General features: G+C 71.3%; 21 protein-coding genes. 9 read left to right on the forward strand and 12 right to left on the reverse strand.

The genetic code is table 11. The annotated features are described in order from the left end of the window. Positions 1–193: 193 nt before the first annotated feature. The 5 genes from AC07AZ_RS24665 to AC07AZ_RS24685 form a co-directional block, all read right to left on the reverse strand. Positions 194–523 carry a DUF952 domain-containing protein gene (locus AC07AZ_RS24665; protein ID WP_478851227.1) on the reverse strand — a complete coding sequence of 110 codons (330 nt, stop codon included), beginning with the start codon at positions 521–523 and terminating at the stop codon, positions 194–196. Between the two features lie 74 nt (positions 524–597). Beyond that, entirely contained in the window at positions 598–894 is a 297-nt protein-coding gene (locus AC07AZ_RS24670) for a hypothetical protein (protein ID WP_478851229.1), read from the reverse strand. Positions 895–973: 79 nt separating this feature from the next. After that, positions 974–1,579: a GNAT family N-acetyltransferase gene (locus AC07AZ_RS24675; RefSeq protein ID WP_478851231.1), complete on the reverse strand. Its 606-nt coding sequence runs from the start codon at positions 1,577–1,579 to the stop codon at positions 974–976. Between the two features lie 187 nt (positions 1,580–1,766). Further along, a complete protein-coding gene (locus AC07AZ_RS24680; protein WP_478851328.1) occupies positions 1,767–2,846 on the reverse strand; it encodes a family 2 encapsulin nanocompartment cargo protein polyprenyl transferase in 1,080 nt (359 codons plus the stop codon). Positions 2,847–2,967: 121 nt separating this feature from the next. Continuing rightward, a complete protein-coding gene (locus tag AC07AZ_RS24685) occupies positions 2,968–4,374 on the reverse strand; it encodes a family 2B encapsulin nanocompartment shell protein (RefSeq protein WP_478851233.1) in 1,407 nt (468 codons plus the stop codon). A 395-nt stretch (positions 4,375–4,769) separates the two neighbouring features. Between AC07AZ_RS24685 and AC07AZ_RS24690 the strand changes: the two genes are divergently transcribed. Further along, a complete protein-coding gene (locus tag AC07AZ_RS24690) occupies positions 4,770–5,360 on the forward strand; it encodes an N-acetylmuramoyl-L-alanine amidase (RefSeq protein ID WP_478851235.1) in 591 nt (196 codons plus the stop codon). A gap of 34 nt (positions 5,361–5,394) precedes the next feature. Next, positions 5,395–6,303, forward strand: coding sequence for a 1-aminocyclopropane-1-carboxylate deaminase/D-cysteine desulfhydrase (locus tag AC07AZ_RS24695; RefSeq protein WP_478851237.1), 909 nt, complete (start codon positions 5,395–5,397; stop codon positions 6,301–6,303). Positions 6,304–6,401: 98 nt separating this feature from the next. Here AC07AZ_RS24695 and AC07AZ_RS24700 read toward each other — a convergent pair whose 3' ends face one another. Further along, a complete protein-coding gene (locus tag AC07AZ_RS24700; protein WP_478851239.1) occupies positions 6,402–8,000 on the reverse strand; it encodes a Na+/H+ antiporter in 1,599 nt (532 codons plus the stop codon). Between the two features lie 64 nt (positions 8,001–8,064). Here AC07AZ_RS24700 and AC07AZ_RS24705 point away from each other — a divergent pair, with 64 nt between their 5' ends. The 3 genes from AC07AZ_RS24705 (at position 8,065) to AC07AZ_RS24715 (ending at position 10,155) form a co-directional block, all read left to right on the forward strand. Further along, positions 8,065–8,325: a UBP-type zinc finger domain-containing protein gene (locus AC07AZ_RS24705; RefSeq protein ID WP_478851241.1), complete on the forward strand. Its 261-nt coding sequence runs from the start codon at positions 8,065–8,067 to the stop codon at positions 8,323–8,325. Positions 8,326–8,608: 283 nt separating this feature from the next. Next, positions 8,609–9,022, forward strand: a complete 414-nt coding sequence (locus AC07AZ_RS24710; RefSeq protein ID WP_019058277.1) for an ATP-binding protein — start codon at positions 8,609–8,611, stop codon at positions 9,020–9,022. After that, entirely contained in the window at positions 9,019–10,155 is a 1,137-nt protein-coding gene (locus tag AC07AZ_RS24715) for an RNA polymerase sigma factor SigF (RefSeq protein WP_478851244.1), read from the forward strand. Before AC07AZ_RS24710 ends, AC07AZ_RS24715 begins: the two co-directional genes overlap by 4 nt. Positions 10,156–10,189: 34 nt before the next feature. Here AC07AZ_RS24715 and AC07AZ_RS24720 read toward each other — a convergent pair whose 3' ends face one another. Further along, positions 10,190–10,648 (reverse strand): hypothetical protein, encoded by a 459-nt coding sequence (locus AC07AZ_RS24720; protein WP_478851246.1) that lies wholly within the window; start codon positions 10,646–10,648, stop codon positions 10,190–10,192. Between the two features lie 116 nt (positions 10,649–10,764). Here AC07AZ_RS24720 and AC07AZ_RS24725 point away from each other — a divergent pair, with 116 nt between their 5' ends. Next, complete coding sequence (locus AC07AZ_RS24725) at positions 10,765–11,733, forward strand: diacylglycerol/lipid kinase family protein (RefSeq protein WP_478851248.1); 969 nt, start codon at positions 10,765–10,767, stop codon at positions 11,731–11,733. A 319-nt stretch (positions 11,734–12,052) separates the two neighbouring features. Further along, a complete protein-coding gene (locus AC07AZ_RS24730; RefSeq protein ID WP_006380970.1) occupies positions 12,053–12,310 on the forward strand; it encodes a WhiB family transcriptional regulator in 258 nt (85 codons plus the stop codon). Positions 12,311–12,510: 200 nt separating this feature from the next. Here AC07AZ_RS24730 and AC07AZ_RS24735 read toward each other — a convergent pair whose 3' ends face one another. Further along, positions 12,511–13,986, reverse strand: a complete 1,476-nt coding sequence (locus tag AC07AZ_RS24735; protein ID WP_478851251.1) for a sensor histidine kinase — start codon at positions 13,984–13,986, stop codon at positions 12,511–12,513. A 531-nt stretch (positions 13,987–14,517) separates the two neighbouring features. On the opposite strand from AC07AZ_RS24735, the gene nagB reads away from it, so the two are divergent. After that, on the forward strand, positions 14,518–15,303 hold the full coding sequence (gene nagB / locus AC07AZ_RS24740; protein WP_478851253.1) for a glucosamine-6-phosphate deaminase: 786 nt from the start codon (positions 14,518–14,520) through the stop codon (positions 15,301–15,303). A 145-nt stretch (positions 15,304–15,448) separates the two neighbouring features. On the opposite strand, the gene AC07AZ_RS24745 is transcribed toward nagB, so the two are convergent. From AC07AZ_RS24745 to AC07AZ_RS24760, 4 genes are all read right to left on the reverse strand, one after another. Next, positions 15,449–16,957, reverse strand: coding sequence for a glycoside hydrolase family 3 protein (locus tag AC07AZ_RS24745; protein ID WP_478851255.1), 1,509 nt, complete (start codon positions 16,955–16,957; stop codon positions 15,449–15,451). Positions 16,958–16,966: 9 nt separating this feature from the next. Further along, on the reverse strand, positions 16,967–17,830 hold the full coding sequence (locus AC07AZ_RS24750) for a carbohydrate ABC transporter permease (RefSeq protein WP_478851330.1): 864 nt from the start codon (positions 17,828–17,830) through the stop codon (positions 16,967–16,969). Positions 17,831–17,835: 5 nt separating this feature from the next. Further along, complete coding sequence (locus tag AC07AZ_RS24755; RefSeq protein WP_478851257.1) at positions 17,836–18,822, reverse strand: carbohydrate ABC transporter permease; 987 nt, start codon at positions 18,820–18,822, stop codon at positions 17,836–17,838. A gap of 73 nt (positions 18,823–18,895) precedes the next feature. Next, a complete protein-coding gene (locus AC07AZ_RS24760) occupies positions 18,896–20,179 on the reverse strand; it encodes an extracellular solute-binding protein (protein WP_478851259.1) in 1,284 nt (427 codons plus the stop codon). A 403-nt stretch (positions 20,180–20,582) separates the two neighbouring features. Here AC07AZ_RS24760 and AC07AZ_RS24765 point away from each other — a divergent pair, with 403 nt between their 5' ends. Next, positions 20,583–21,347, forward strand: coding sequence for a GntR family transcriptional regulator (locus AC07AZ_RS24765; protein ID WP_356032854.1), 765 nt, complete (start codon positions 20,583–20,585; stop codon positions 21,345–21,347). The last annotated feature ends 36 nt before the right edge of the window (positions 21,348–21,383 follow it).

Genomic DNA, 21,383 nt, shown 5'->3' on the forward strand with positions numbered 1-21,383 from the left:
CTGTCGTCCCCGTCCAGCCGGAGCAGCGACGCCGCCGGGTCCGGGGTCTCCGGCCCGCTGTACCAACCGGTGCGGCGCGGCTCCGTCGTGTCCTGGAGCCACAGGGTCAGTCCGCCGCCGACGGTCACCGTCACCGCCCACACCACCAGCGCCCACCGCCACACGCGGCGACTGCGCTCTCCCCCGGCCCGCGTCACCCCCACTCCTCCACGTCGACCACGGCGTCCACCGTGATCGGCCCGTACACGTGCGGGAACTCCTCGCCGCCGGGCTCCGGTGCCTCGTAGCGCACCTCCGCGGCGAGCCGTCCGGGGTCGACGACCAGCACCACCAGGTCGCCGGGGCCGTCCGAGCCGTACAGGAAGGCGGCCACGCGCGGGAGCTGGTCACGCGTCGAGCAGTGGATGAAGCCCTCCTCCCGGAGGGTGCGGCCGCGCGTCGACATCTCGTACGTGCCCCGGGCGCGCGCCGCCTCCCACAGGGAGCGTTCGGTGATGTGCAGGATGTGCGTGGGTTCGGACATGGCCCGCACGTTACGGCCTGGGCGGGGCCGCCCGCGCCTGCGCCCGGTGTTCCGGCCCGCTGTCCCGACGCGGGTCAGGAGTCCTTCGCGGCGCGCTTTGCGGGCTCCTGGCCGGGAGCGGCGGCCCGCGACGCGGCACCCTCCGGGCGCGGCCCCACAGCGTCCGCGGCACCCGGCGGGAGTGGCGCCGCGTCGTCCGCGGCGCTCGTGGGGAACGGCGCCGCGCCGTCCGCCACGAAGGCGTCGCAGTCCGGGTTGTGGCACGGGCCGCCCACCCAGACCGGGACCCACGCGCCCAGCGTCTTGTGACGCCGGACGACCGTGCCGACGCTCTGCCCGCAGACGGGACAGTGACGCTCTTGACCGTCCATGTACCCAGCGTAGGACGCGGGCCCCGCCACCGCTTCCCGCCCGACGGGGCCGGACCCGCGGTGACGTGGCCCGTGGGGGCTAGCCGGCCTGGGGTTCGCGCCACATCGGCCACATCCGGGGGCCGTCCGGCAGGTCGAGGGGGCGGTCGGTGAGGGTGAAGCCGAGACGCTCGTACAGCGTGCGGCTGCGCGCGCTGCTCGCCTCCAGGTAGGCGGGCAGCGCCTGCTGGTCGCAGCGGTCGAGGACCGACCCGATGAGCGCGCTGCCGAGCCCCTCGCCCTGCCGCTGCGGCGCCACGGCGATCATCCAGAGGTATTCGTGGGCGCGGCCGGCGGGGTGGACGTCCGCGGTCAGCCGGGCGATCAGCTCGACGCGCTCGTTGTCCGGGTCGACGGCGGCGCGCACCTGCGCCGGCCCCTCGTCGGCGGCATGCTCGTCGGCGGCGTCCCGGGCGGGCACGGGCAGCCACAGCGCGCAGCCCGCGCCGTCCTCGGTGACGTCGACACGGCCCTCGGCGAGCACGATGTCGGTGAAGGCGGCCATCAGCCGGTGGTGCGTGGCGCGGCGGTACGCGTCGCCCGGGAAGACCCACCTGCTGACCGGATCGTCCTGGAACGCCTGGTCCAGCAGCCGGACGACCGGCTCGCGGTCGTCCTCGCCGGCCACCCGGATCGCCACACCCATGTCCGCCCCTTCGCCCAACCGACGTTGATCGTACGGGCGTTGAGACTAGCCGGTGACGTGAGGGAGCGGGTCCCGCACACCGTGGGGATGTGCGGGACCCGCCGTTCGGAGTCCCCGGACACCGCGCGGCGTCAGGTCCGCGAGTGCCGGCCCTTCCGGGGTATCGGTGCCCCCTGCCGCGGGACCGTCAGCTGGTGCGCCGGGTGACGAACTCGGCCAGCGCGAGCAGCCCTCCCGCCGCCTCCGGGTCGGGTACCGCGCGGGCCAGCTCCTGCATGGCGCGGGCCATCCGGTCGGCCGCCTGGACCTGCGCCCAGTCGCGCCCGCCTGCCCGCTCCACCGCCAGCACCGTCCGCTCCAGGTCCCCCTCGCGGTACGGAAGCCGGTACAGCTCGGCCAGTTCGGCGGCGGCCGGCGTGCCGGAGGAGAGGGCGGCGACCACCGGCAGTGACTTCTTGCGGGCGACAAGGTCCGCGCCGGCCGGCTTGCCGGTGCGCCCCGGGTCTCCCCATATGCCGATCACGTCGTCGATGAGCTGGAAGGCGAGCCCCGCCTGCCGGCCGAACGCGTCCATGGCCTCGACGTCCTCGGGCGCGGCGCCCGCGTACAGCGCGCCCGTCGCGCAGGCGCACCCCAGCAGCGCGCCCGTCTTCGCCTCGGCCATGGTGAGCACCTCGCCGAGGGTGACCTCCCCGGGCGCGCGTCCTTCCATGGCCGTGTCGGTGTGCTGGCCCGCGCACAGTTCCATGACGCAGGCCGTGAGCCGGGCGGCGGCCGCCGAGGACGCCGGGTGGGGGTCCTCGGCGAGCAGTCCGAGGGCCAGCGCCTGGAGCGCGTCCCCGGCGAGGATGGCGTCGGCGTCGCCGAACACCGTCCAGACGGTGGGCCGGTGGCGCCGGGTGGTGTCCCGGTCCATCACGTCGTCGTGCAGCAGGGTGAAGTTGTGGACCAGCTCCACCGCCGCGGCCGCCCGCAGGGCCGCCGACCGGGCGGCCGGTCCGCCGAGCGCGGCGGCCGCGGTGAGGACGAGCGCCGGCCGGATCGCCTTGCCCGCGTTGCCCGCCGCCGGGGTGCCGTCCGCCCGCTCCCAGCCGAAGTGGTAGAGCGCGACGCGGCGCATCGAGCCGGGCAACGCGTCGAGAGCGGCGCGCAGTTCGGGATCGACACAGGTCCGGGCGCTCTCCAGGATCGCCGCGGCCTCCTGCCCGTCGGACCGGCCCCCCTCGGTGGCCGGCTGCCGCGCGGGCCGCCGTTTCGGCTCCGTCATGAACTCGGTCACGGGGTTCCCCTCAGGCGGTGCGCGGAGGGTGGCCGCGCTGCGGACGGCCGCGTGTGGCCGGGTGTCCCCGCCCCGGCGGGCGGGGGCACGGCTTCCCGGTGCGGGGAGGTCACCTCCAGCGGCCGATCTCGACGTTCTCCAGGACGCCGAGCGCGTCCGGCACGAGAACGGCGGCCGAGTAGTAGGCCGTCACCAGGTATTTGATGATGGCCTGTTCGTTGATGCCCATGAAGCGCACGGACAGGCTGGGTTCGATCTCGTCCGGGATGCCGGCCTGCTGGAGGCCGATGACGCCCTGCTCGGCCTCCCCGGTGCGCATGGCGATGATCGAGGTGGTGCGGGCCTCGGTCACCGGGATCTTGCCGCACGGGTAGATCGGAACGCCGCGCCAGGTGGGGATGCGGTTGCCGGCCACGTCGATGGTCTCGGGGACGAGCCCGCGTTTGTTGAGCTCGCGGCCGAACGCGGAGATCGCGCGCGGGTGGGCCAGCAGCAGCTTCGTGCCGCGCCGCCGGCTGAGCAGTTCGTCCAGGTCGTCCGGGCCGGGCACGCCGTCGTGCGGCTGGAGCCGCTGGTCGTACTCGCAGTTGTTCAGCAGCCCGAACTCGCGGTTGTTGATGAGTTCGAACTCCTGGCGTTCCTTCAGCGCCTCGACGGTCAGCCGGAGCTGGTGCTCGGTCTGGTTCATCGGCTGGTTGTAGAGGTCGGCCACGCGCGAGTGGATGCGCAGCACGGTCTGCGCGACGCTCAGTTCGTACTCGCGGGGCCTGGCCTCGTAGTCGACGAAGGTGTGCGGGATGTCCGGCTCGCCGGAGTGGCCGGCCGCGACGTCGATCTCCTTCTCGCCGAACTTGTTGGTGCGCTGTTCCGGGATCGCGAGCAGGTGCTGGAGGTGTTCGCGCAGGGACCCGGAGCGCTCGGCGACCTGCTCGACGTCCTGGCGGGGCAGCACGAGCAGGGTGCAGGCGGTGACCGCGCGGGCGGTGTACTCCCAGATGGCGTCGGGGTCCAGCAGCGCCTGGTCGCCGAAGTACGCGCCGTCGGCGAGGACCCCGAGGACCGCGTCGTCGCCGTAGGGGCCGGTGCCGACCTTCTCCACCCTGCCGTGCGCCAGCAGGAACACCTCGTCGGCCGGGCTGCCGAAGGAGGCGATCACGTCACCCGGAGTGAACTCGCGCTGCTGGCAGCGCCCGGCGAGTTCGGTGAGCACCTCCTCGTCCTCGTAGGACCGCAGGGCGGGCAGTTCGCCCAGCTCGGCGGGGATCACCTCGACACGGTCGCCGGTCTTCACGAACGTGACCCGGCCGTCGCCCACGGAGTAGGTCAGCCGCCGGTTGACCCGGTACGTGCCGCCCTGGACGTTGACCCAGGGCAGCATGCGCAGCAGCCAGCGGGAGCTGATCTCCTGCATCTGGGGCGCGGACTTGGTGGTGGTGGCCAGGTTCCGCGCGGCCGCCGTGCCGAGACTCTGCTGCGGCTTGCCCTGCTCTGTGCGGACCTCTTCGCCTACCGACATAAGGAATTGCCCTCCCGGTCATGCCCCGGCACCGATCTGCGCCGGGGCATCGATCTGCGTGACCAAGCCTTCCTCACGGAGCGTGTCGGTGCTATTACACGAAAGAGGGGGAATGGATCACGGGACGGTTGGGCAGTGGTGGGCTTTCCGTCCACCCCCCGGCCCCGCACCTCCCCCGCACACCCGCCCCGCACCTCCCCCGCCGGCCCGGACCGCGCACCTCCCCCGCCGACCCCGACCCCGCAGCCCACCGCACGCCGCAAACCGGCCGCGGCCTGTCCGGATCGGCTCGCTCACTGTGCGAACGATGTGTCCGGGCCGTCCCGGTTTCGGTAGAAGCATCGATACCAGACGGCCGCGCACGGCGGACGGCGCACAGCACGAAGGAGGCGGTCATGGCCTCACCCATGTCCGCGGGCGGATTCCTGGCCGTACTCAGGGCGGAGGGCCTCACCGTCGTCGAGGTCGGCGACTGGCAGCACCACAACCGCAACCACAAGGGACCCTGGGGCCCGGTCCACGGCGTGATGTTCCACCACACCGTGACGCACGGCGGCGCGCTGACGGTGGCGCTGTGCCGGGACGGCCGCCCGGACCTGCCGGGGCCGCTGTGCCACGGCGTCATCACCAAGGACGGCACCGTCCACCTCGTCGGCTACGGCCGGGCCAACCACGCCGGGCTCGGCGACGACGACGTGCTGCGCGCGGTGATCGGGGAGAAGTCGCTGCCGCACGACAACGAGGCGAACACCGACGGCAACCGCCACTTCTACGGCTTCGAGTGCGAGAACCTCGGCGACGGCGAGGACCCCTGGCCGGCGGCCCAGCTGGAGGCCGTGGAGAAGGCCGCCGCGGCTGTCTGCCGGCACCACGGCTGGACGCAGCGTTCGGTCCTCGGCCACCTGGAGTGGCAGCCGGGGAAGGTCGACCCGCGCGGGTTCACCATGGCATGGCTGCGGGAGCGGGTGCGGGACCGGCTGAAGTAGGCCACGGCCCGGCCTGAGCGGCGACAATGGTGCCGTGACCAGCCCTGACACCGCCGCCCTGCGTCCCCGCCTGCCGTCTCCCGTGCAGGAACTGTCGGACCCGCGCTGCGCCCGTCACGGCGTCCGTCTGCTGCTCAAGCGCGACGACCTCGTCCACCCGGAGCTCATCGGCAACAAGTGGCGCAAACTCGCTCCGAACCTCACGGCCGCGGCGGGCCGTACGATCCTCACCTTCGGCGGCGCCTACTCCAACCACCTGCGTGCCACGGCCGCCGCCGGCCGCCTTCTCGGCCTGTCGACGGTCGGCGTGGTCCGCGGCCAGGAACTCGCCGGCCGTCCCCTCAACCCCTCGCTGGCCCGGTGTGCGGCGGACGGCATGCGACTGCACTTCGTCGACAGGTCGACGTATCGCCGCAAGACCGAACCGGACGTCCTGCGCGCGTTGCTGCGCGCGGTGGACGCCGAGGCCGCGTACGTCGTCCCGGAGGGCGGCAGCAACGCCCTGGCCGTACGGGGCTGTCGCGTGCTCGGCGCGGAGCTGCGCGGCCGGGGTGACGTCGTCGCGGTCGCCTGCGGCACCGGCGGCACGCTCGCCGGGCTGGCCGCCGGGCTCGCCCCGGGCCAGCGGGCGCTGGGCGTCCCCGTCCTCAGGGGCGGCTTCCTCACCACCGACATAGCGGCTCTTCAGGCGGAGGCGTTCGGCGGCCCGCGCGGGTCCTGGCACCTCGACGACCGCTTCCACTTCGGCGGCTACGCCCGCACCGGTGCGGAGCTCGACGCCTTCGCACGCGATTTCGAGGACCGTCACGGACTGCCCGTCGAGCGTCTCTATGTGGCCAAGTTGCTCTACGGCGTGCTCACGCTCGTCCAGGAGGGCGCCTTCCCGCGCGGGACGACGGTGACGGCCGTCGTCACGGGCCGGCCGTTCGACCCGCGACCCTGACCACGACCGGCCTGCGACCCTGACCACGACCGGCCTGCGACCCTGACCACAGCCACCCCGCGACCTGACCACGGCCGCCCCGCACCCCGCTCGGGCGCTCAGCCGGCCGCTTCCCGGAAGGCCGCCGCCTCCTCCAGGTCCAGCCTGCGCAGCAGCGTCCGCAGCATCTCGTCGTCGATGTGGCGGGCGTCCCGCAGCCGCACGAACACCTTCCGCTCGGAGCTGATCATCTCCCGCGACAGGCGCCGGTAGGTGTCGTCGACGGTCTCCCCGGTGAGCGGGTTGACCTGGCCGAGGCGTTCCCAGACGGCGTTGCGGCGGCGCTCCAGGACCGCGCGCAGCCGGTCGGCGAGCGGGGGCGGAAGCACGTTGTGCTCGTCGTCGAGGAGTTCCTCCAGCCGCCGTTCGGCGACCAGGGAAGCCTGCGCCTGGGCGTTGGCCTCGGCGAGCGTCTCGGCCTGCTGGTCGCGGCCGGGCAGCTTCAGCAGGCGGATCAGCGGGGGCAGTGTCACGCCCTGCACGACGAGTGTCCCGATGACGGTCGTGAAGGTCAGGAAGAGGATCAGGTTGCGCCCGGGGAACGGTTCGCCGCCGTGCACCGTCAGCGGGATCGAGAAGGCGATGGCCAGCGAGACCACCCCGCGCATGCCGGCCCAGCCGATCACGAACGCGCCCTTCCAGGTGGGGTTGGACTCCCGCTCCCGGATGCGCGCCGACGCCATGCGCGGCAGGAACGTCGCCGGGTACACCCACACGAAGCGGGTGACGACCACGACCAGGAAGACGGCCACCGCGTACCAGGCGGCGGTGGTGCCGGCGTACTCCCCGAGGCCCTTGAGGACCACCGGGAGCTGGAGTCCGATCAGGGCGAACACCGACGACTCCAGGACGAACGCGACCATCTTCCACACCGCCTCCTCCTGGAGGCGCGTGGCGAAGTCCACCTCCCACGCGCGGTGGCCGAGGTACAGCGCGACGACCACGACCGCGAGGACTCCGGAGGCGTGCACCTGCTCGGCGACCGCGTAGGCGACGAACGGGATCAGCAGGGAGAGCGTGTTCTGCAGCAGCGCCTCCTTCAGACGGGTGCGCAGCCAGTGGATCGGCACCATCAGCAGCAGGCCGATCCCGACCCCGCCGACCGCCGCGAGCAGGAACTCGCCGATCCCCTCGGCCCAGGTGGCGCCCTCGCCGACCGCCGCGGCGAGGGCGACCCGGTAGGCGGTGATCGCGGTCGCGTCGTTCACCAGTGACTCGCCCTGGAGGATCGTGGTGATCCGGGAGGGCAGTCCGACCCGGCGTGCCACCGCGGTCGCGGCGACGGCGTCCGGCGGCGCCACCACCGCGCCCAGCACCAGGGCCGCGGCCAGCGGCAGCCCCGGGACGATCCGGTAGACGGCCCAGCCGACCACGAAGGTGGCGAACAGCACGTACCCCACCGACAGCAGCGCGACGGGCCGCAACTGCGCGCGCAGGTCGAGGTAGGAGCTGTCGGTGGCGGACGTGTAGAGCAGCGGGGGCAGGATCAGCGGGAGCACGATGTGCGGGTCGAGGGTGTAGCCGGGAACGCCGGGGACGTACGAGATCACCAGGCCGGCCGCGACCAGCAGCAGCGGTGCCGGGACCGGGGTGCGCCGGGCTCCGGCGGCGACCGCCGCACTCCCCGCCACCAGCAACAGCAGTGGCATCACGTCCATGGTTCTCGCCCGCCCTCGGTTTTTTGCGCGCGGTCACCCGCACACCCGTCGTAATCTGGCAATCATGAAACAGTGCACGCATGCCGACGCGCTGCCGCACCCGGACCCCGGGCCGCTGAGCGAGACCTGCCTGGAGTGCCTGCGCGACGGTACGCACCCGGTACAGCTTCGGCTGTGCCTCACCTGTGGTCACGTCGGCTGCTGCGACTCGTCGCCGGCCCGGCACGCCAGCGAGCACCACAAGGACACCGGGCATCCCGTGATGCGGACCTTCGAGCCCGGCGAGAACTGGCGTTGGTGCTTCGTGGACCACGTACTCGTGTGACGCTGGGTCCGGTGACTCCGGGCCGCGCGGGGAGACTCAGATCCGCACGGTTCGACCGTCTGACGTCTGGGTACGTCAACCCGACGTGCCCTGTTCCCAATTGGGGCCGCGAACCCTCTAGCCACGGAGCGTGCTCATAGGTTTACTATGAGTGACAGCAGGGGGTTGGGGTCCCGGGGACAGGAAAGTCGAGAGCGCGGTAGCGTCACCGCTGCACGACGTGTCGCGTTACCCCGGGGGGCGACCCTCGGCCCGAAAAGCTTGTACCACCTTGGAGGTGAGGGTGTCCCAGATCGCAGGCGAACCCGCGACCCAGGACTTCGTGGAAGTCCGGCTGCCGGCTGCGGGTGCCTACCTGTCGGTGCTGCGGACGGCCACGGCCGGCCTCGCGGCCCGTTTGGACTTCACCCTCGACGAGATCGAGGACCTCCGCATCGCGGTGGACGAGGCCTGCGCGATCCTGCTCCAGCAGGCCGTGCCGGGCTCGGTGCTCAGCTGCGTTTTCCGGCTCGTCGACGACTCGCTCGAGGTCACCGTCTCGGCGCCGACCACGGACGGTCACGCGCCCGCGCGGGACACGTTCGCCTGGACCGTGCTGTCGGCCCTGGCGGGCAAGGTCTCCTCCGCCGTGGACGAGGACAAAACCGTTTCGATCAGCCTCTACAAACAGCGCGGCGCGGGACCCGGGCCGGCGTGAGGAACGGGGACGGGCCGGTGCGGGACGAAGAGCGCGGCACACGGGAGCTGCCGGCCGAGGGGGGTCTCCCCGGCTCGGGTACGGCCGGAGGCTCGGGAGCGGGCGGCCCGAGTACGTTCCGGCGCACGGCGGACGGCATCGACGGCATCCCCGAGCAGGCCCGGCCGCACCCGGAGGACGACTCCTCGGAGCCCGCGGGCGACGGGCAGCGGGAGCGGGAAGGCACCGCGCAGAACACGCCCGCGGACGGACAGGTCGGCGTCACCCCCGTCCCAGCGGAGGCGCGGGCTCGGGGAAGGGCAACGGGCGGGACGATGAGCGAGCACGAGCGAGAAGACGAAAAGGCCCCGCAGCGCGTGCGGGCCACTCAGCACAGCCCTCAGGACCGCAGCGGGGCACGCGCCCTGTTCATCGAACTGCGCAAACTGCAGGACGGCAGCCCCGAGTACGCGGAGCTGCGCAACCGGCTGGTGCGCATGCACCTGCCGCTCGTCGAACACCTCGCCCGCCGCTTCCGCAACCGCGGCGAGCCGCTGGACGACCTCACCCAGGTCGCCACCATCGGCCTGATCAAGTCCGTGGACCGCTTCGACCCGGAGCGCGGCGTCGAGTTCTCGACGTACGCGACCCCCACGGTCGTCGGCGAGATCAAGCGCCACTTCCGCGACAAGGGCTGGGCGGTGCGCGTCCCGCGCCGGCTGCAGGAACTGCGCCTCGCGCTGACCACGGCGACGGCCGAGCTGTCACAGCAGCACGGCCGCTCCCCCACCGTCCACGAACTGGCCGAGAAGCTGGCCATCTCGGAGGAGGAGGTCCTTGAGGGCCTGGAGTCCGCCAACGCGTACTCCACGCTTTCCCTCGACGTCCCCGACACGGACGACGAGTCCCCCGCGGTCGCGGACACCCTGGGCGCGGAGGACGAGGCGCTGGAGGGCGTCGAGTACCGCGAGTCGCTCAAGCCACTCCTGGAAGATCTCCCGCCGCGCGAGAAGCGGATCCTGCTGCTGCGTTTCTTCGGCAACATGACCCAGTCGCAGATCGCGCAGGAGGTCGGCATCTCGCAGATGCACGTGTCCCGTCTGCTGGCCCGCACGCTGGCCCAACTGCGGGAGAAGCTGCTCGTGGAGGAGTAGACCGCCCGGCCCCGGAGCCGGGGCCCCGGTCCTGCTACCCGCGCTCCTCGTCCCGGGCGCGGCCCGGTCCCTTGATCCCGAGGGCCTGGGTCGTCGCCGGATTGACCAGCAGTACCAGCGCCACGACGGCGACGACCGCGAGCACGATCCCGGCCGGGATCGCCACGCTGTCGGCCTGCAGCAGGTCGTACGCCACCAGCAGCGCGACGAGCTGCGTGATGACGGCGGGCCCCCGGCTCCAGCCGCGCCGGCCGAGCAGCCCGCGCGCGGCGAGCAGCGGCAGCAGCGCGAGGACGATCAGCGTGATCCCGCCGGTGACGGCCGACCCGCGGTCGTCCGGCTCCCCGGTGAGGCCCTCGACCAGAATCCAGGCGCCGCCGACGACCAGGGCGAGCCCCTCCAGCGCGGCGAGCGCCGCCGCGGCGGTGAGCCGGGCGGGGCGGGGCCCGCTGTCCCGGACGGCTTCGGGGGCGGGGTTCTGCTGAGAGGTCACCCTTGCAGGGTAGCCGTGCCCGCGCAGCCTCCCGTGGTGAGGTTCACGCACCGATCTCTTACCTGATCCTTGACTCGGCCTGGGATCGGTACCGCCGAGTAGGTACGCTGCAATCCATGCGTGCACTCCTCGTGGTCAATCCGGCGGCAACCACCACAAGCGCACGTACGCGCGATGTACTGATCCACGCGCTGGCGAGCGAGATGAAACTCGAGGCGGTCACCACCGAGTACCGCGGCCACGCGCGCGACCTGGGCCGGCAGGCGGCGGAGAGCGGGAACGTCGATCTGGTGGTGGCCCTCGGCGGTGACGGCACGGTCAACGAGGTCGTCAACGGTCTGTTGCACGCCGGCCCGGAGCCGGAGCGCCTGCCCGGACTCGCGGTGGTCCCCGGCGGCTCCACCAACGTCTTCGCCCGGGCCCTGGGCCTGCCCAACGACGCGGTGGAGGCCACGGGCGCACTGCTGGACGCGCTGCGCGAGGGCCGGGAGCGCACGGTCGGGCTGGGCCTGACGTCCGGCACCCCGGGCACCGAGGACGAGGCCGTGCCGTCCCGCTGGTTCACCTTCAACGCCGGACTCGGCTTCGACGCGGGTGTGGTGGGCCGAGTGGAGCAGCAGCGCGAGCGAGGCCGCAGGTCGACGCACGCGCTGTATGTACGTCAGGTGGTGCGGCAGTTCCTCGGGGAGACCAACCGCCGGCACGGCATGGTCAGTGTCGAGCGGCCCGGCGAGGAGACGGTCACCGATCTGGTGGTGGCGATAGTCTCGAACACCTCGCCCTGGACGTATCTCGGCAATCGCCCCATGTACACGTCGCCTAAGGCCTCGTTCGATAAAGGGCTCGACGTGCTCGGTCTCAGCCGTCTGTCGACGGCCGCGGTTGCCCGGTATGGCACCCAGTTGCTCAGTTCGTCCCCCGAGCGCGGACCTCATGGCAAGCACGCGGTGTCGCTGCACGACCTGACCGAGTTCACCTTGCATTCGAAGGCCCCGCTGCCCCTTCAGATGGACGGCGACCACCTCGGGCTCCGTACGAGCGTGACGTTCACAGGCGTACGCCGTGCACTGCGTGTGATTGTGTGAGCAGAAGGCGCGAAAGTCCTTTCACTCGAACGTTTAGACCAGGGTCCACCCCATGGAAGTACGGCTGTGACCTAGTCGACACCGAGGAATCAAAAAAAACTTTCCGGAAGGGGTTGTATCCGTCGCTGAGGTTTGCGAGTCTCTACGTGGCGATCGAGACGGCCCGCAACACCGGCCTCCACTGATCACCAGAACCCCTCATCACACACAGGACCACACCAGGGAAACCTGGCGGTCGGCCCTTCACTTGTTGAGGGATTCGTGAAAGCGTTCACATTCACAAGCAACGTGCATGTAATACCAAGGAGAGGTAGCAGCCATGGACTGGCGTCACAACGCCGTTTGCCGCGAGGAAGACCCCGAGCTCTTCTTCCCCATCGGCAACACCGGTCCTGCGCTGCTGCAGATCGAGGAAGCCAAGGCCGTCTGCCGCCGCTGCCCCGTCATGGAGCAGTGCCTGCAGTGGGCGCTTGAGTCCGGCCAGGACTCCGGCGTCTGGGGTGGTCTCAGCGAGGACGAGCGCCGTGCGATGAAGCGCCGCGCCGCCCGCAACCGGGCCCGTCAGGCCACCGCCTGACACACCCGCCCCGCGACAGCCTGGCTTGGCGGCGCGTACAGCGCGTACGCTTCTCCCGCCCCCGAGCCGCAGCGCGCAGTACCCCCGATGCGCAGCACACGCTGGCAACGAGCATGAGGAAGCCCCGGACCGCTCGACGGTCCGGGGCTTCTTGCTGTTCTTCTTCCGACGGGCCTACGACGGGCCGTCGGCGGGCCGAGCTACTTGGGGGTCCGCACCGGGATGTCGAGGATCACCCGCGTGCCCCGCTCCGGCGCCGGGACCATGTCGAACGTGCCGCCCAACTCGCCCTCCACCAGCGTCCGTACGATCTGGAGGCCGAGGTTGCCGCCGGTGTGCGGATCGAAGCCTTCGGGCAGTCCGACGCCGTCGTCCTGGACGGTGACCAGGAGACGGGTGTCCTGCGTGGTGCCGCTGCGGACCGCCGAGACCTCGACCGTGCCGGTCTCGCCCTCGCGGAAGCCGTGTTCCAGGGCGTTCTGCAGGATCTCCGTCAGCACCATCGACAGGGGGGTGGCGACCTCGGCGTCCAGGATGCCGAAGCGGCCGGTGCGCCGGCCGGCCACCTTGCCCGGCGAGATCTCGGCGACCATCGCGAGCACGCGGTCGGCGATCTCGTCGAACTCCACGCGCTCGTCCAGGTTCTGGGAGAGCGTCTCGTGCACGATCGCGATCGAGCCGACCCGCCGTACGGCCTCCTCCAGGGCCTCGCGGCCGCGGTCGGACTCGATGCGCCGGGCCTGGAGCCGCAACAGGGCGGCCACCGTCTGGAGGTTGTTCTTCACCCGGTGGTGGATCTCCCGGATGGTGGCGTCCTTGGTGATCAACTCGCGCTCACGGCGGCGCAGTTCCGTCACGTCGCGGAGCAGGACCAGCGAACCGATCCGGGTGCCCTTGGGCTTGAGCGGGATCGCCCGGAACTGGATCACCCCGTCAGGCGACTCGATCTCGAACTCACGCGGTGCCCAGCCGCTGGCGACCTTGGCCAGCGCCTCGTCAACCGGCCCGAGCGACGGGGCGAGTTCGGCGGTGGTCTCGCCCAAGTGCTGGCCGACGAGGTCGGTCGCGAGACCGAGGCGGTGATACGCGGACAGGGCGTTCGGCGAGGCGTACTGGACGATGCCGTCCACGTCCAGCCGGACCAGACCGTCGCCCACCCGGGGCGAGGCGTCCATGTCCACCTGCTGGTTCGGGAAGGGGAAGGAGCCGGCCGCGATCATCTGCGCGAGGTCCGAGGCGCTCTGGAGGTACGTCAGCTCCAGGCGGCTCGGGGTGCGCACGGTCAGGAGGTTGGTGTTGCGCGCGATGACGCCGAGCACGCGGCCCTGCCGCCGGACGGGGATCGACTCGACGCGGACCGGGACCTCCTCACGCCACTCGGGGTCGCCCTCACGCACGATCCGCCCCTCGTCGAGGGCCGCGTCCAGCATCGGGCGGCGCCCGCGCGGGACGAGGTGGCCGACCATGTCGTCCTGGTACGAGGTGGGGCCGGTGTTGGGCCGCATCTGGGCGACGGACACATAGCGGGTGCCGTCGCGGGTGGGCACCCACAGGACGAGGTCGGCGAAGGAGAGGTCGGAGAGCAGCTGCCACTCCGAGACCAGCAGGTGGAGCCACTCGAGGTCGGAGTCCTCGAGGGCGGTGTGCTGGCGTACGAGTTCGTTCATGGAGGGCACGTGGCCGAGCGTACCTGGGGGTATGTGCAGGGCCTAAAACAAGCCGCACGGGAACGCGGAGACGGTCACGGCGTGTGGCGGGGGCCCAAAGACACCCGCGGGCCGCGGCGCCTGGGAGGGACCCTCAACCCTCCCGGCACCGCAGCCCGGAGCAACAACGGCCGCGGGGTGTGCGGTCCCGGTCGGCCGAAGGATGAGGAGCCGGGGCAGTCAGGGCAGAGAGCTCCGGATCCTCGGTCCGTCCTCCTGTGCGGGGAGGACGGAGGCGTGGTGGTTTCTCCCCCGCATTCTGGACTAGACCACTACGTGTGTCCATGCGTTGGAGGCTGTTTGTTGTTGTCTCTTCTGGAACAGGCCGGACGCCTGGGCGTCCACCACGCAGCCTAACCCGTGTGGGTTCGTGCGCGGGGCCGGATCGCGAGGACAGTTTCCGCGGCCGCCGCCGGCTCGTCCCCCTCTGTTAGATTGGTCTAAACCACATATCATCATTCTTACCGTGTTCGGATCGCTCTCCAGATCGGCAGGCCCAGCGTGGAAGTTGTCATCGTTCCGGACGCCCGGTCGGGCGGGGAACTCATCGCCGGCGCCATCGCCCGCCTCCTGCGGCACAGGCCCGAGGCCCTGCTCGGGGTGGCCACCGGCTCGACCCCGCTGCCCGTGTACGAGGCGCTGGCGGCCGGCGTGAAGTCCGGTGCCGTGGACGCCTCGCGGGCCCGGATCGCGCAGCTCGACGAATACGTGGGGCTGCCCGCCGACCACCCGGAGTCCTACCGCTCGGTGCTGCGGCGCGAGGTGCTGGAGCCGCTCGGGATCGGCATGGACGCGTTCATGGGCCCCGACGGCACGGCCGAGGACGTGCTCGGGGCGTGCGAGGCGTACGACAGGGCGCTGACCGAGGCCGGCGGGGTGGACCTCCAGCTGCTCGGGATCGGCACCGACGGGCACATCGGGTTCAACGAGCCCTGCTCCTCACTCGCCTCCCGGACCAGGATCAAGACGCTCACCGAACAGACGCGCGTGGACAACGCGCGCTTCTTCGACGGCGACATCGAGCAGGTCCCGCACCACGTCATCACGCAGGGCATCGGCACCATCCTGGAGGCCCGGCACCTGGTGCTGCTGGCCACCGGCGAGGGCAAGGCGGACGCGGTCGCCGCGACGGTGGAGGGTCCGGTCGCCGCGGTCTGCCCGGCCTCCGCGCTCCAGCTCCACCCGCACGCCACCGTCGTCGTCGACGAGGCCGCCGCGTCCAAGCTGAAGCTCGCCGACTACTTCCGGCACACCTTCGCCCACAAGCCGGACTGGCAGGGCATCTAGGGTCTTCCGTCCGGATCGGGCCGGACCCACGAGCCCGGCCCGATCCGGACGAGCGGTCCCAGGCGACGGCGACCTGTCGTCACCCGCCGCGCGCACAACGGAAGGCGCCGGTCCCGCATGGGGGCCGGCGCCTTCGCCGTACGGGTCACACGCCCGCGACGACCTCCGCCGCCGCGCGGCCGCACACCCGGGCCGCGCCATGGGTGGCGATGTGCACGGCTCCTCGCGGGGCGGCCCGCGGCAGGCCCATCTCCACGACGACCGTGTCGGGGCGGGCCGCCAGCAGGATGTCGAGGGCGGCCGCCATCCAGGGGTGGCGGTGCTCGTCGCGTACGACGGCCACGATCCGGCGCTCACCGGCGGCGGCCAGGGCGAGATGCCCGGCGTCCTCGCCGGAGAAGCTGCCCGTGCGGGTGCCGGGGAGCAGCCGGGAGAGTTCCGCGGCCACGCCCCAGGGCGTCTCGTCGCCCACCGCGATGTTCGCGACGGGGGTGAGCGCGGCGACGTAGGGCGCTTCGCTCAGGGGGGTGAAGTCCGGCGCCCCGGTGATCCGCAGGGCGCGCCGGGCCGCGCGCAGGCCGACCTCGGGGTCCGCGGCGAGCTGTCCGGCGGCGCCGGCCGCCGACGCCGTCCAGCGGGCGAGGGCGCGTACCCGCTCCGCCGCGTCCGCGAGGCGTTCCTCGGGCAGCTCGCCGGAGCGCACCGCCGTGACCAGCGCGTCGCGCAGGCGCCGTACCGTTTCTTCGTCGGACAGGCCGCCGCCCACGCAGATCGCGTCGGCGCCGGCCGCGACGGCCAGGACGCTGCCGCGTTCGATGCCGTAGGTGCCGGCGACGGCCCGCATCTCCATGCCGTCGGTGACGATCAGGCCGTCGTAGCCGAGTTCGCCGCGCAGCAGGTCGGTCAGGATGCGCCGGGACAGTGTCGCCGGACGGTCAGGGTCGAGGGCGGGGACCAGGATGTGGGCGCTCATCACCGCGCGGGTGCCGGCGGCGACGGCGGCGCGGAACGGCACGAGTTCGCGGGTCCGCAGCACGTCCGCTGCCGCGTCGACGCGGGGCAGCGCGTGGTGGGAGTCGACCGCGGTGTCGCCGTGGCCGGGGAAGTGCTTGGTGCAGGCGGCGACACCGGCGGACTGCAGGCCGGTGACGTAGGCGGCCGTGTGCCGGGCGGCCAGGTCGGTGCCGGCGCCGAAGGACCGGACGCCGATGACCGGGTTGGCCGGGTTGGAGTTGACGTCCGCCGACGGGGCCCAGTTGAGGTTGACCCCGCACGCGGCGAGGCGGCGGCCGAGCTCGGCGGCGACCCGTCCGGTCAGCTCGACGTCGTCGACCGCGCCGAGCGCGTGGTTGCCGGGGAAGGAGGAACCGGTGCGCACCTCCAGACGGGTGACGTCACCGCCCTCCTCGTCGATCGCGACCAGCACGTCCTCGCGTTCGGCGCGCAACCGGTCGGTCAGCGCCGACAGTTGCTCGGGCGAGGCGATGTTACGGCCGAACAGTCCGACGGAGGCGAGTCCCTCGCCGAGCCTGCGCAGCAGCCAGTCGGGGGGCGTGGTGCCCGGGAAGCCGGGCTGGAGGACGGTCAGCGCGTCACGCGAGAGACCGTCTCCCCCTGAATCGGACGCAGTGGTGCCACTGGCGAATGTCGTCATCGGGCTGCGTTATCCCTTCACGGCGCCAGCGGTCAGACCCGCGGCCATCTTGCGCTGGACGAGGAGGAACAGGACGACGATCGGCACGGCCATCAGCGTGGAGCCGGCCATCATCGGGGCGTACTCGGTGCCGTGCTTGGTGGTGAAGTTGCCGAGCCAGACGGTCGCGGTCTGGTTCTTCTGGCTGAGCAGCATGAGGGCGTAGAGGTACTCGTTCCACGCCTGGATGAAGCCGTAGACCGAGGTGGCGACCATGCCGGGGGCCAGCAGCGGGAAGACGACCCGGATGAAGGCGCCGGTGCGGGAGCAGCCGTCGACCATGGCCGCCTCCTCCAGCTCCCGGGGGATGTTGACGATGAAGCCGCGCAGCGTCCACACCGTGAAGGGGAGGATGAAGGTCAGGTACGTGAGGATCAGGCCGGTGAGCTTGTCGTACTGCTCCAGGTCGTTGAGGAGCAGGAAGACCGGAATGATCATGGCGACCAGCGGGATCATCTGGACCGCCAGGATGCCCACGATCACGATCTTGCGGCCGCGGAAGGCGAAGCGGGAGATGGCGAGCGCGGCCAGCATGCCGACCACGATGCCGATGGCCACGACCGACAGGGACACGATCAGGCTGCGGCCGACCGGGCCCCAGAAGTCCGCGATGTCCAGCGCCCGGCTGAAGTTGGAGAGGGTGAAGCCGGTCGGCAGCAGGCTCGGGTCGGGGTCGATGGCGTCCTTGGCCGGCTTGACCGCCGTGTTGAGCATCCAGTAGACGGGGAAGCCCGCGCTGACGAAGACGAGGAGACCGAGAAGGTTCCAGCCGGCCCTGGATCTGCGGGGCCGCGGGGTGCCCGCGCCGCCTGTCGTGGTGGCGACGGCGTCCATGACGGTCATTCGACGTCTCCGATCTTCAGCATCTGGCGCATGTAGACGGCGACCACGCCGAGCAGCAGCACCACGGTGAGCAGGGCGATCGCGGAGCCCTGCGCGTAGTCGTTGACCACGAAGGCCCGGTCGTAGGAGTACGTGGTGAGGAGCTGGAACTCCGCCTCCGGATGGCCGTTGCGCATCACGAAGACCTGCGGGAAGACGCCCATGTCCCAGATGACCGAGAGGGTCGTCAGCATCACGATGATCGGCTTGAGGATGGGGAGGGTGACGTAGCGGAACACGCCCCAGGCGCCGGCGCCGTCCAGCCGGGCCGCCTCCTCCAGTTCGGCGGGCACCTGGGTGAGACCCGCGCTGAGGGTGATGACGACGAACGGCACCGCGCCCCACACCACCAGGAGCATGATCACGGCGAGCCCCTGCGGTCCGCTGGCGAACCAGTTGTGGCCGATCATGTCGACGCCGGGCAGCTTGCTGAGGAGCGCGTTGAGGATGCCGTAGTCGGCGTCGAACAGCCACTTGAAGACCGTGGTGGCGACGATGATCGGCATGCCCCAGCTGGCCACCAGCGCGATGTTGATGAGGGTCTTCACCCAGCCGGAGACACGCTGGAGCAGCAGCGCCACCAGCATGCCGAGGACCATGGTGAAGATCACCGAGCCGGCGGCGAAGACGATCGTGCGGACCACGACCTGCCAGAACTCGCTGTCGCCCAGCACCTTGGTGAAGTTGTCGAAGCCGACCGACTCGGCCGGCTGGAAGCCCCACAGCTGGGACTGCCCGAACTTCTGGAAGGAGAGGGTGACCAGGCGGACCAGCGGGTAGCCGAGGACGAGCGCCAGGATCAGCAGACAGGGGGCGAGCAGCAGCCACGGGGTGCCGGCGGCGCCCCGGCTCCGCTTGCCCGGTGGCTTCTCGGCGAGCGCCGGTGGTGGTGGCGACGGCCGCGTCGGCGGCACTTTGGCAGTGGTCGTGTCTGCGGCACTCATCGGCGCGCTCCTCAGCGGTCCCTCAGGTCGTACGGAAAGCAGGGCCCCGCTGTCGGCGGGGCCCCGTTCCAGGTCACTTGGTGTTGATGACCTTGTCGATCGCGGTGTCCGCCTCCTTGGCGGCGTCCTCGACCGACTTCTTGCCGGTGCCGATCTCCTGCAGCATCGTCTGCAGGACCTGGGCCTTCTCGACCTGGCCCCAGCCCGGTGCCATCGGGACGAACCAGTTGGACTCGGCCGCGGTGGCCGGGACCGCGGTCGCGGGGTCGTTCTTGAGGGTCGCGAGGTCGGTCTTGTTGTTGGGCAGGTTGCCCTTGCCGATCAGACCCTTCTGGCCGGCGGGACCGGTGAACGCGTTGATCCACTCGGCGGCGAGGGCCTGCGCCTTCGACTTCACCGGGACGGCGAGGTCGCTGCCGCCGAGGAAGACGGGCAGGTTCTTGCCGGACGGGCCGGGCATCACGAAGTTCTCGAGCTTGCCCTTGAGCTTGCCGGTCTTGTCGTTCTTCGGGTCCTCGGAGGTCGCGCCCTCCCAGGCCGCGCCGAAGATCATGCCGGACTTGCCCTGGCCGTAGACGATGTAACGGTCCGACTCGTCCTTGGTCTTGTCGCCGTGCATGTACTTGTCGACGACGTTCTTGAACTCGGTGAGGCCCTTGACCGACTCGGGCGAGGAGAGGCTGGCCTTCCACTGGCCGCCCTCCTCCTTGGCGATGGAGCCGCCGGCGTCGTAGACGAAGGACATGGCCGCGTACCAGTCACGGGTGGGCTGGTACCAGGCGCTGAACTTCTTGCCCTCCTTCTTCTGGACCTTGTCCAGGGCGGAGGTCAGTTCGGCGTACGTCTTCGGGGTGGACTTGACGCCGGCCGAGGCGAAGAGGTCCTTGCGCCAGTTGGCCACCCGGCCACCGGCGTAGTAGGGGACGCCGTAGGTCTTGCCGTCGTAGGTCACCGAGGCCTTGAGGCCGTCCAGCCAGGCGGAGGAATTGTCGAACTTCGCCGTGTCGAGGGGGGCGAAGGCTCCCTTCACCATGTAGCCGAGCATCTCGGTGTTGCCCATCTCGACCACGTCGGGGGCCTTGTCGGTGGCGAGCACCGCGTCGAGCTTGGTGTTCTTGTCCGGCCAGCCGTAGTACTCGTGGTTGATCTTGACGCCGGGGTGCTTCTTCTGTACGGCGGCGTCAGCGGCCTTCACCAGTTCCGGCCAGTTGTTCTGGGCGTCCACGGTGAGCCAGACGGTCAGCTCCTTGGCGTCCGCGCCGCTCTTGTCCGAACTCCCGCTGCCGTCGTCCCCGCACGCCGCGATGGAGACCATCATGCCCGCGATACCGATCGCGACTATCAGCTTGCGCTTCACGCCACCCTCCTCAGGGATGCCCACGAACCCCCCTGCCTCCCCGCGGTGCCAGCCAAAGCACGTACCGCCCATGAAGCCGGGACTGGACCAATGGTGTAGACCAGTAGGGGGAGCTTGGCCCAGACCAATTGGTGTGTCAAGGGTGTTCAAGCGGGCTCCGGGCGTCCGTGATGCGACCGAGATATGCAGGGACCTTTCATTGCGCAAGCGACCAATCGGACGGACCACCGGCGCTGTACCACAGCCCGGGGAGCGGCGCGGTGGACTAGACCAACAACGGCGCCGAGGGTATACAGAGGGGATCACGGAGCGTGTGGGGCCAACCCGCCCGGACCGTGCCACGATGTGAGCCGTGGCCGACGGATGTCGGTCGTTTCGGCGTCCGGAGCCGGGAAGGCGGAGCATGAGCACCGAGGTCAGCAGTGCGGAGAACGAGGGTGGGGCGACCGTCCGTACCGCGCGCGTGCCCAAGTACTACCGCCTCAAGAAGCACTTGCTGGACATGACGGAGACGCAGTCGCCCGGCACGCCCGTCCCGCCCGAGCGCACCCTGGCCGCCGAGTTCGACACCTCCCGCACCACCGTGCGCCAGGCGCTGCAGGAACTCGTCGTCGAGGGCCGGCTCGAACGCATCCAGGGCAAGGGCACCTTCGTCGCCAAACCGAAGGTCTCCCAGGCGCTCCAACTCACCTCGTACACCGAGGACATGCGCGCCCAGGGCCTCGAACCCACCTCCCAGCTCCTGGACATCGGCTACATCACCGCCGACGACCGGCTCGCCGACCTGCTCGACATCACGGCCGGCGGCCGGGTGCTGCGCATCGAGCGGCTGCGCATGGCCAACGGCGAGCCGATGGCCATCGAGACGACCCACCTGTCGGCCAAGCGCTTCCCGGCGCTGCGCCGCAGCCTCGTCAAGTACACCTCCCTCTACACCGCGCTCGCCGAGGTCTACGACGTCCATCTCGCCGAGGCCGAGGAGACCATCGAGACCTCGCTGGCCACCCCGCGCGAGGCCGGCCTGCTCGGCACCGACGTGGGCCTGCCGATGCTGATGCTGTCCCGGCACTCGCTGGACCGGACCGGCCAGCCCGTGGAGTGGGTGCGGTCGGTGTACCGGGGCGACCGCTACAAGTTCGTGGCCAGGCTCAAGCGTCCGCAGGACTAGGGCCGCGACAGGCCCCGCGTCCCGTGGCCGGGTCGG

This window comes from Streptomyces sp. NPDC043878 (assembly GCF_056435735.1).

Coding starts and splice junctions, on each gene's coding strand:
- AC07AZ_RS24665 (WP_478851227.1), bottom strand. CDS start 523: ATGTCCGAACCCACGCACATCCTGCACATCACCGAACGCTCCCTGTGG.
- AC07AZ_RS24670 (WP_478851229.1), bottom strand. CDS start 894: ATGGACGGTCAAGAGCGTCACTGTCCCGTCTGCGGGCAGAGCGTCGGC.
- AC07AZ_RS24675 (WP_478851231.1), bottom strand. CDS start 1,579: ATGGGTGTGGCGATCCGGGTGGCCGGCGAGGACGACCGCGAGCCGGTC.
- AC07AZ_RS24680 (WP_478851328.1), bottom strand. CDS start 2,846: ATGACGGAGCCGAAACGGCGGCCCGCGCGGCAGCCGGCCACCGAGGGG.
- AC07AZ_RS24685 (WP_478851233.1), bottom strand. CDS start 4,374: ATGTCGGTAGGCGAAGAGGTCCGCACAGAGCAGGGCAAGCCGCAGCAG.
- AC07AZ_RS24690 (WP_478851235.1), top strand. CDS start 4,770: ATGGCCTCACCCATGTCCGCGGGCGGATTCCTGGCCGTACTCAGGGCG.
- AC07AZ_RS24700 (WP_478851239.1), bottom strand. CDS start 8,000: ATGGACGTGATGCCACTGCTGTTGCTGGTGGCGGGGAGTGCGGCGGTC.
- AC07AZ_RS24705 (WP_478851241.1), top strand. CDS start 8,065: ATGAAACAGTGCACGCATGCCGACGCGCTGCCGCACCCGGACCCCGGG.
- AC07AZ_RS24725 (WP_478851248.1), top strand. CDS start 10,765: ATGCGTGCACTCCTCGTGGTCAATCCGGCGGCAACCACCACAAGCGCA.
- AC07AZ_RS24730 (WP_006380970.1), top strand. CDS start 12,053: ATGGACTGGCGTCACAACGCCGTTTGCCGCGAGGAAGACCCCGAGCTC.
- AC07AZ_RS24745 (WP_478851255.1), bottom strand. CDS start 16,957: ATGACGACATTCGCCAGTGGCACCACTGCGTCCGATTCAGGGGGAGAC.
- AC07AZ_RS24750 (WP_478851330.1), bottom strand. CDS start 17,830: ATGGACGCCGTCGCCACCACGACAGGCGGCGCGGGCACCCCGCGGCCC.
- AC07AZ_RS24755 (WP_478851257.1), bottom strand. CDS start 18,822: ATGAGTGCCGCAGACACGACCACTGCCAAAGTGCCGCCGACGCGGCCG.
- AC07AZ_RS24765 (WP_356032854.1), top strand. CDS start 20,583: ATGAGCACCGAGGTCAGCAGTGCGGAGAACGAGGGTGGGGCGACCGTC.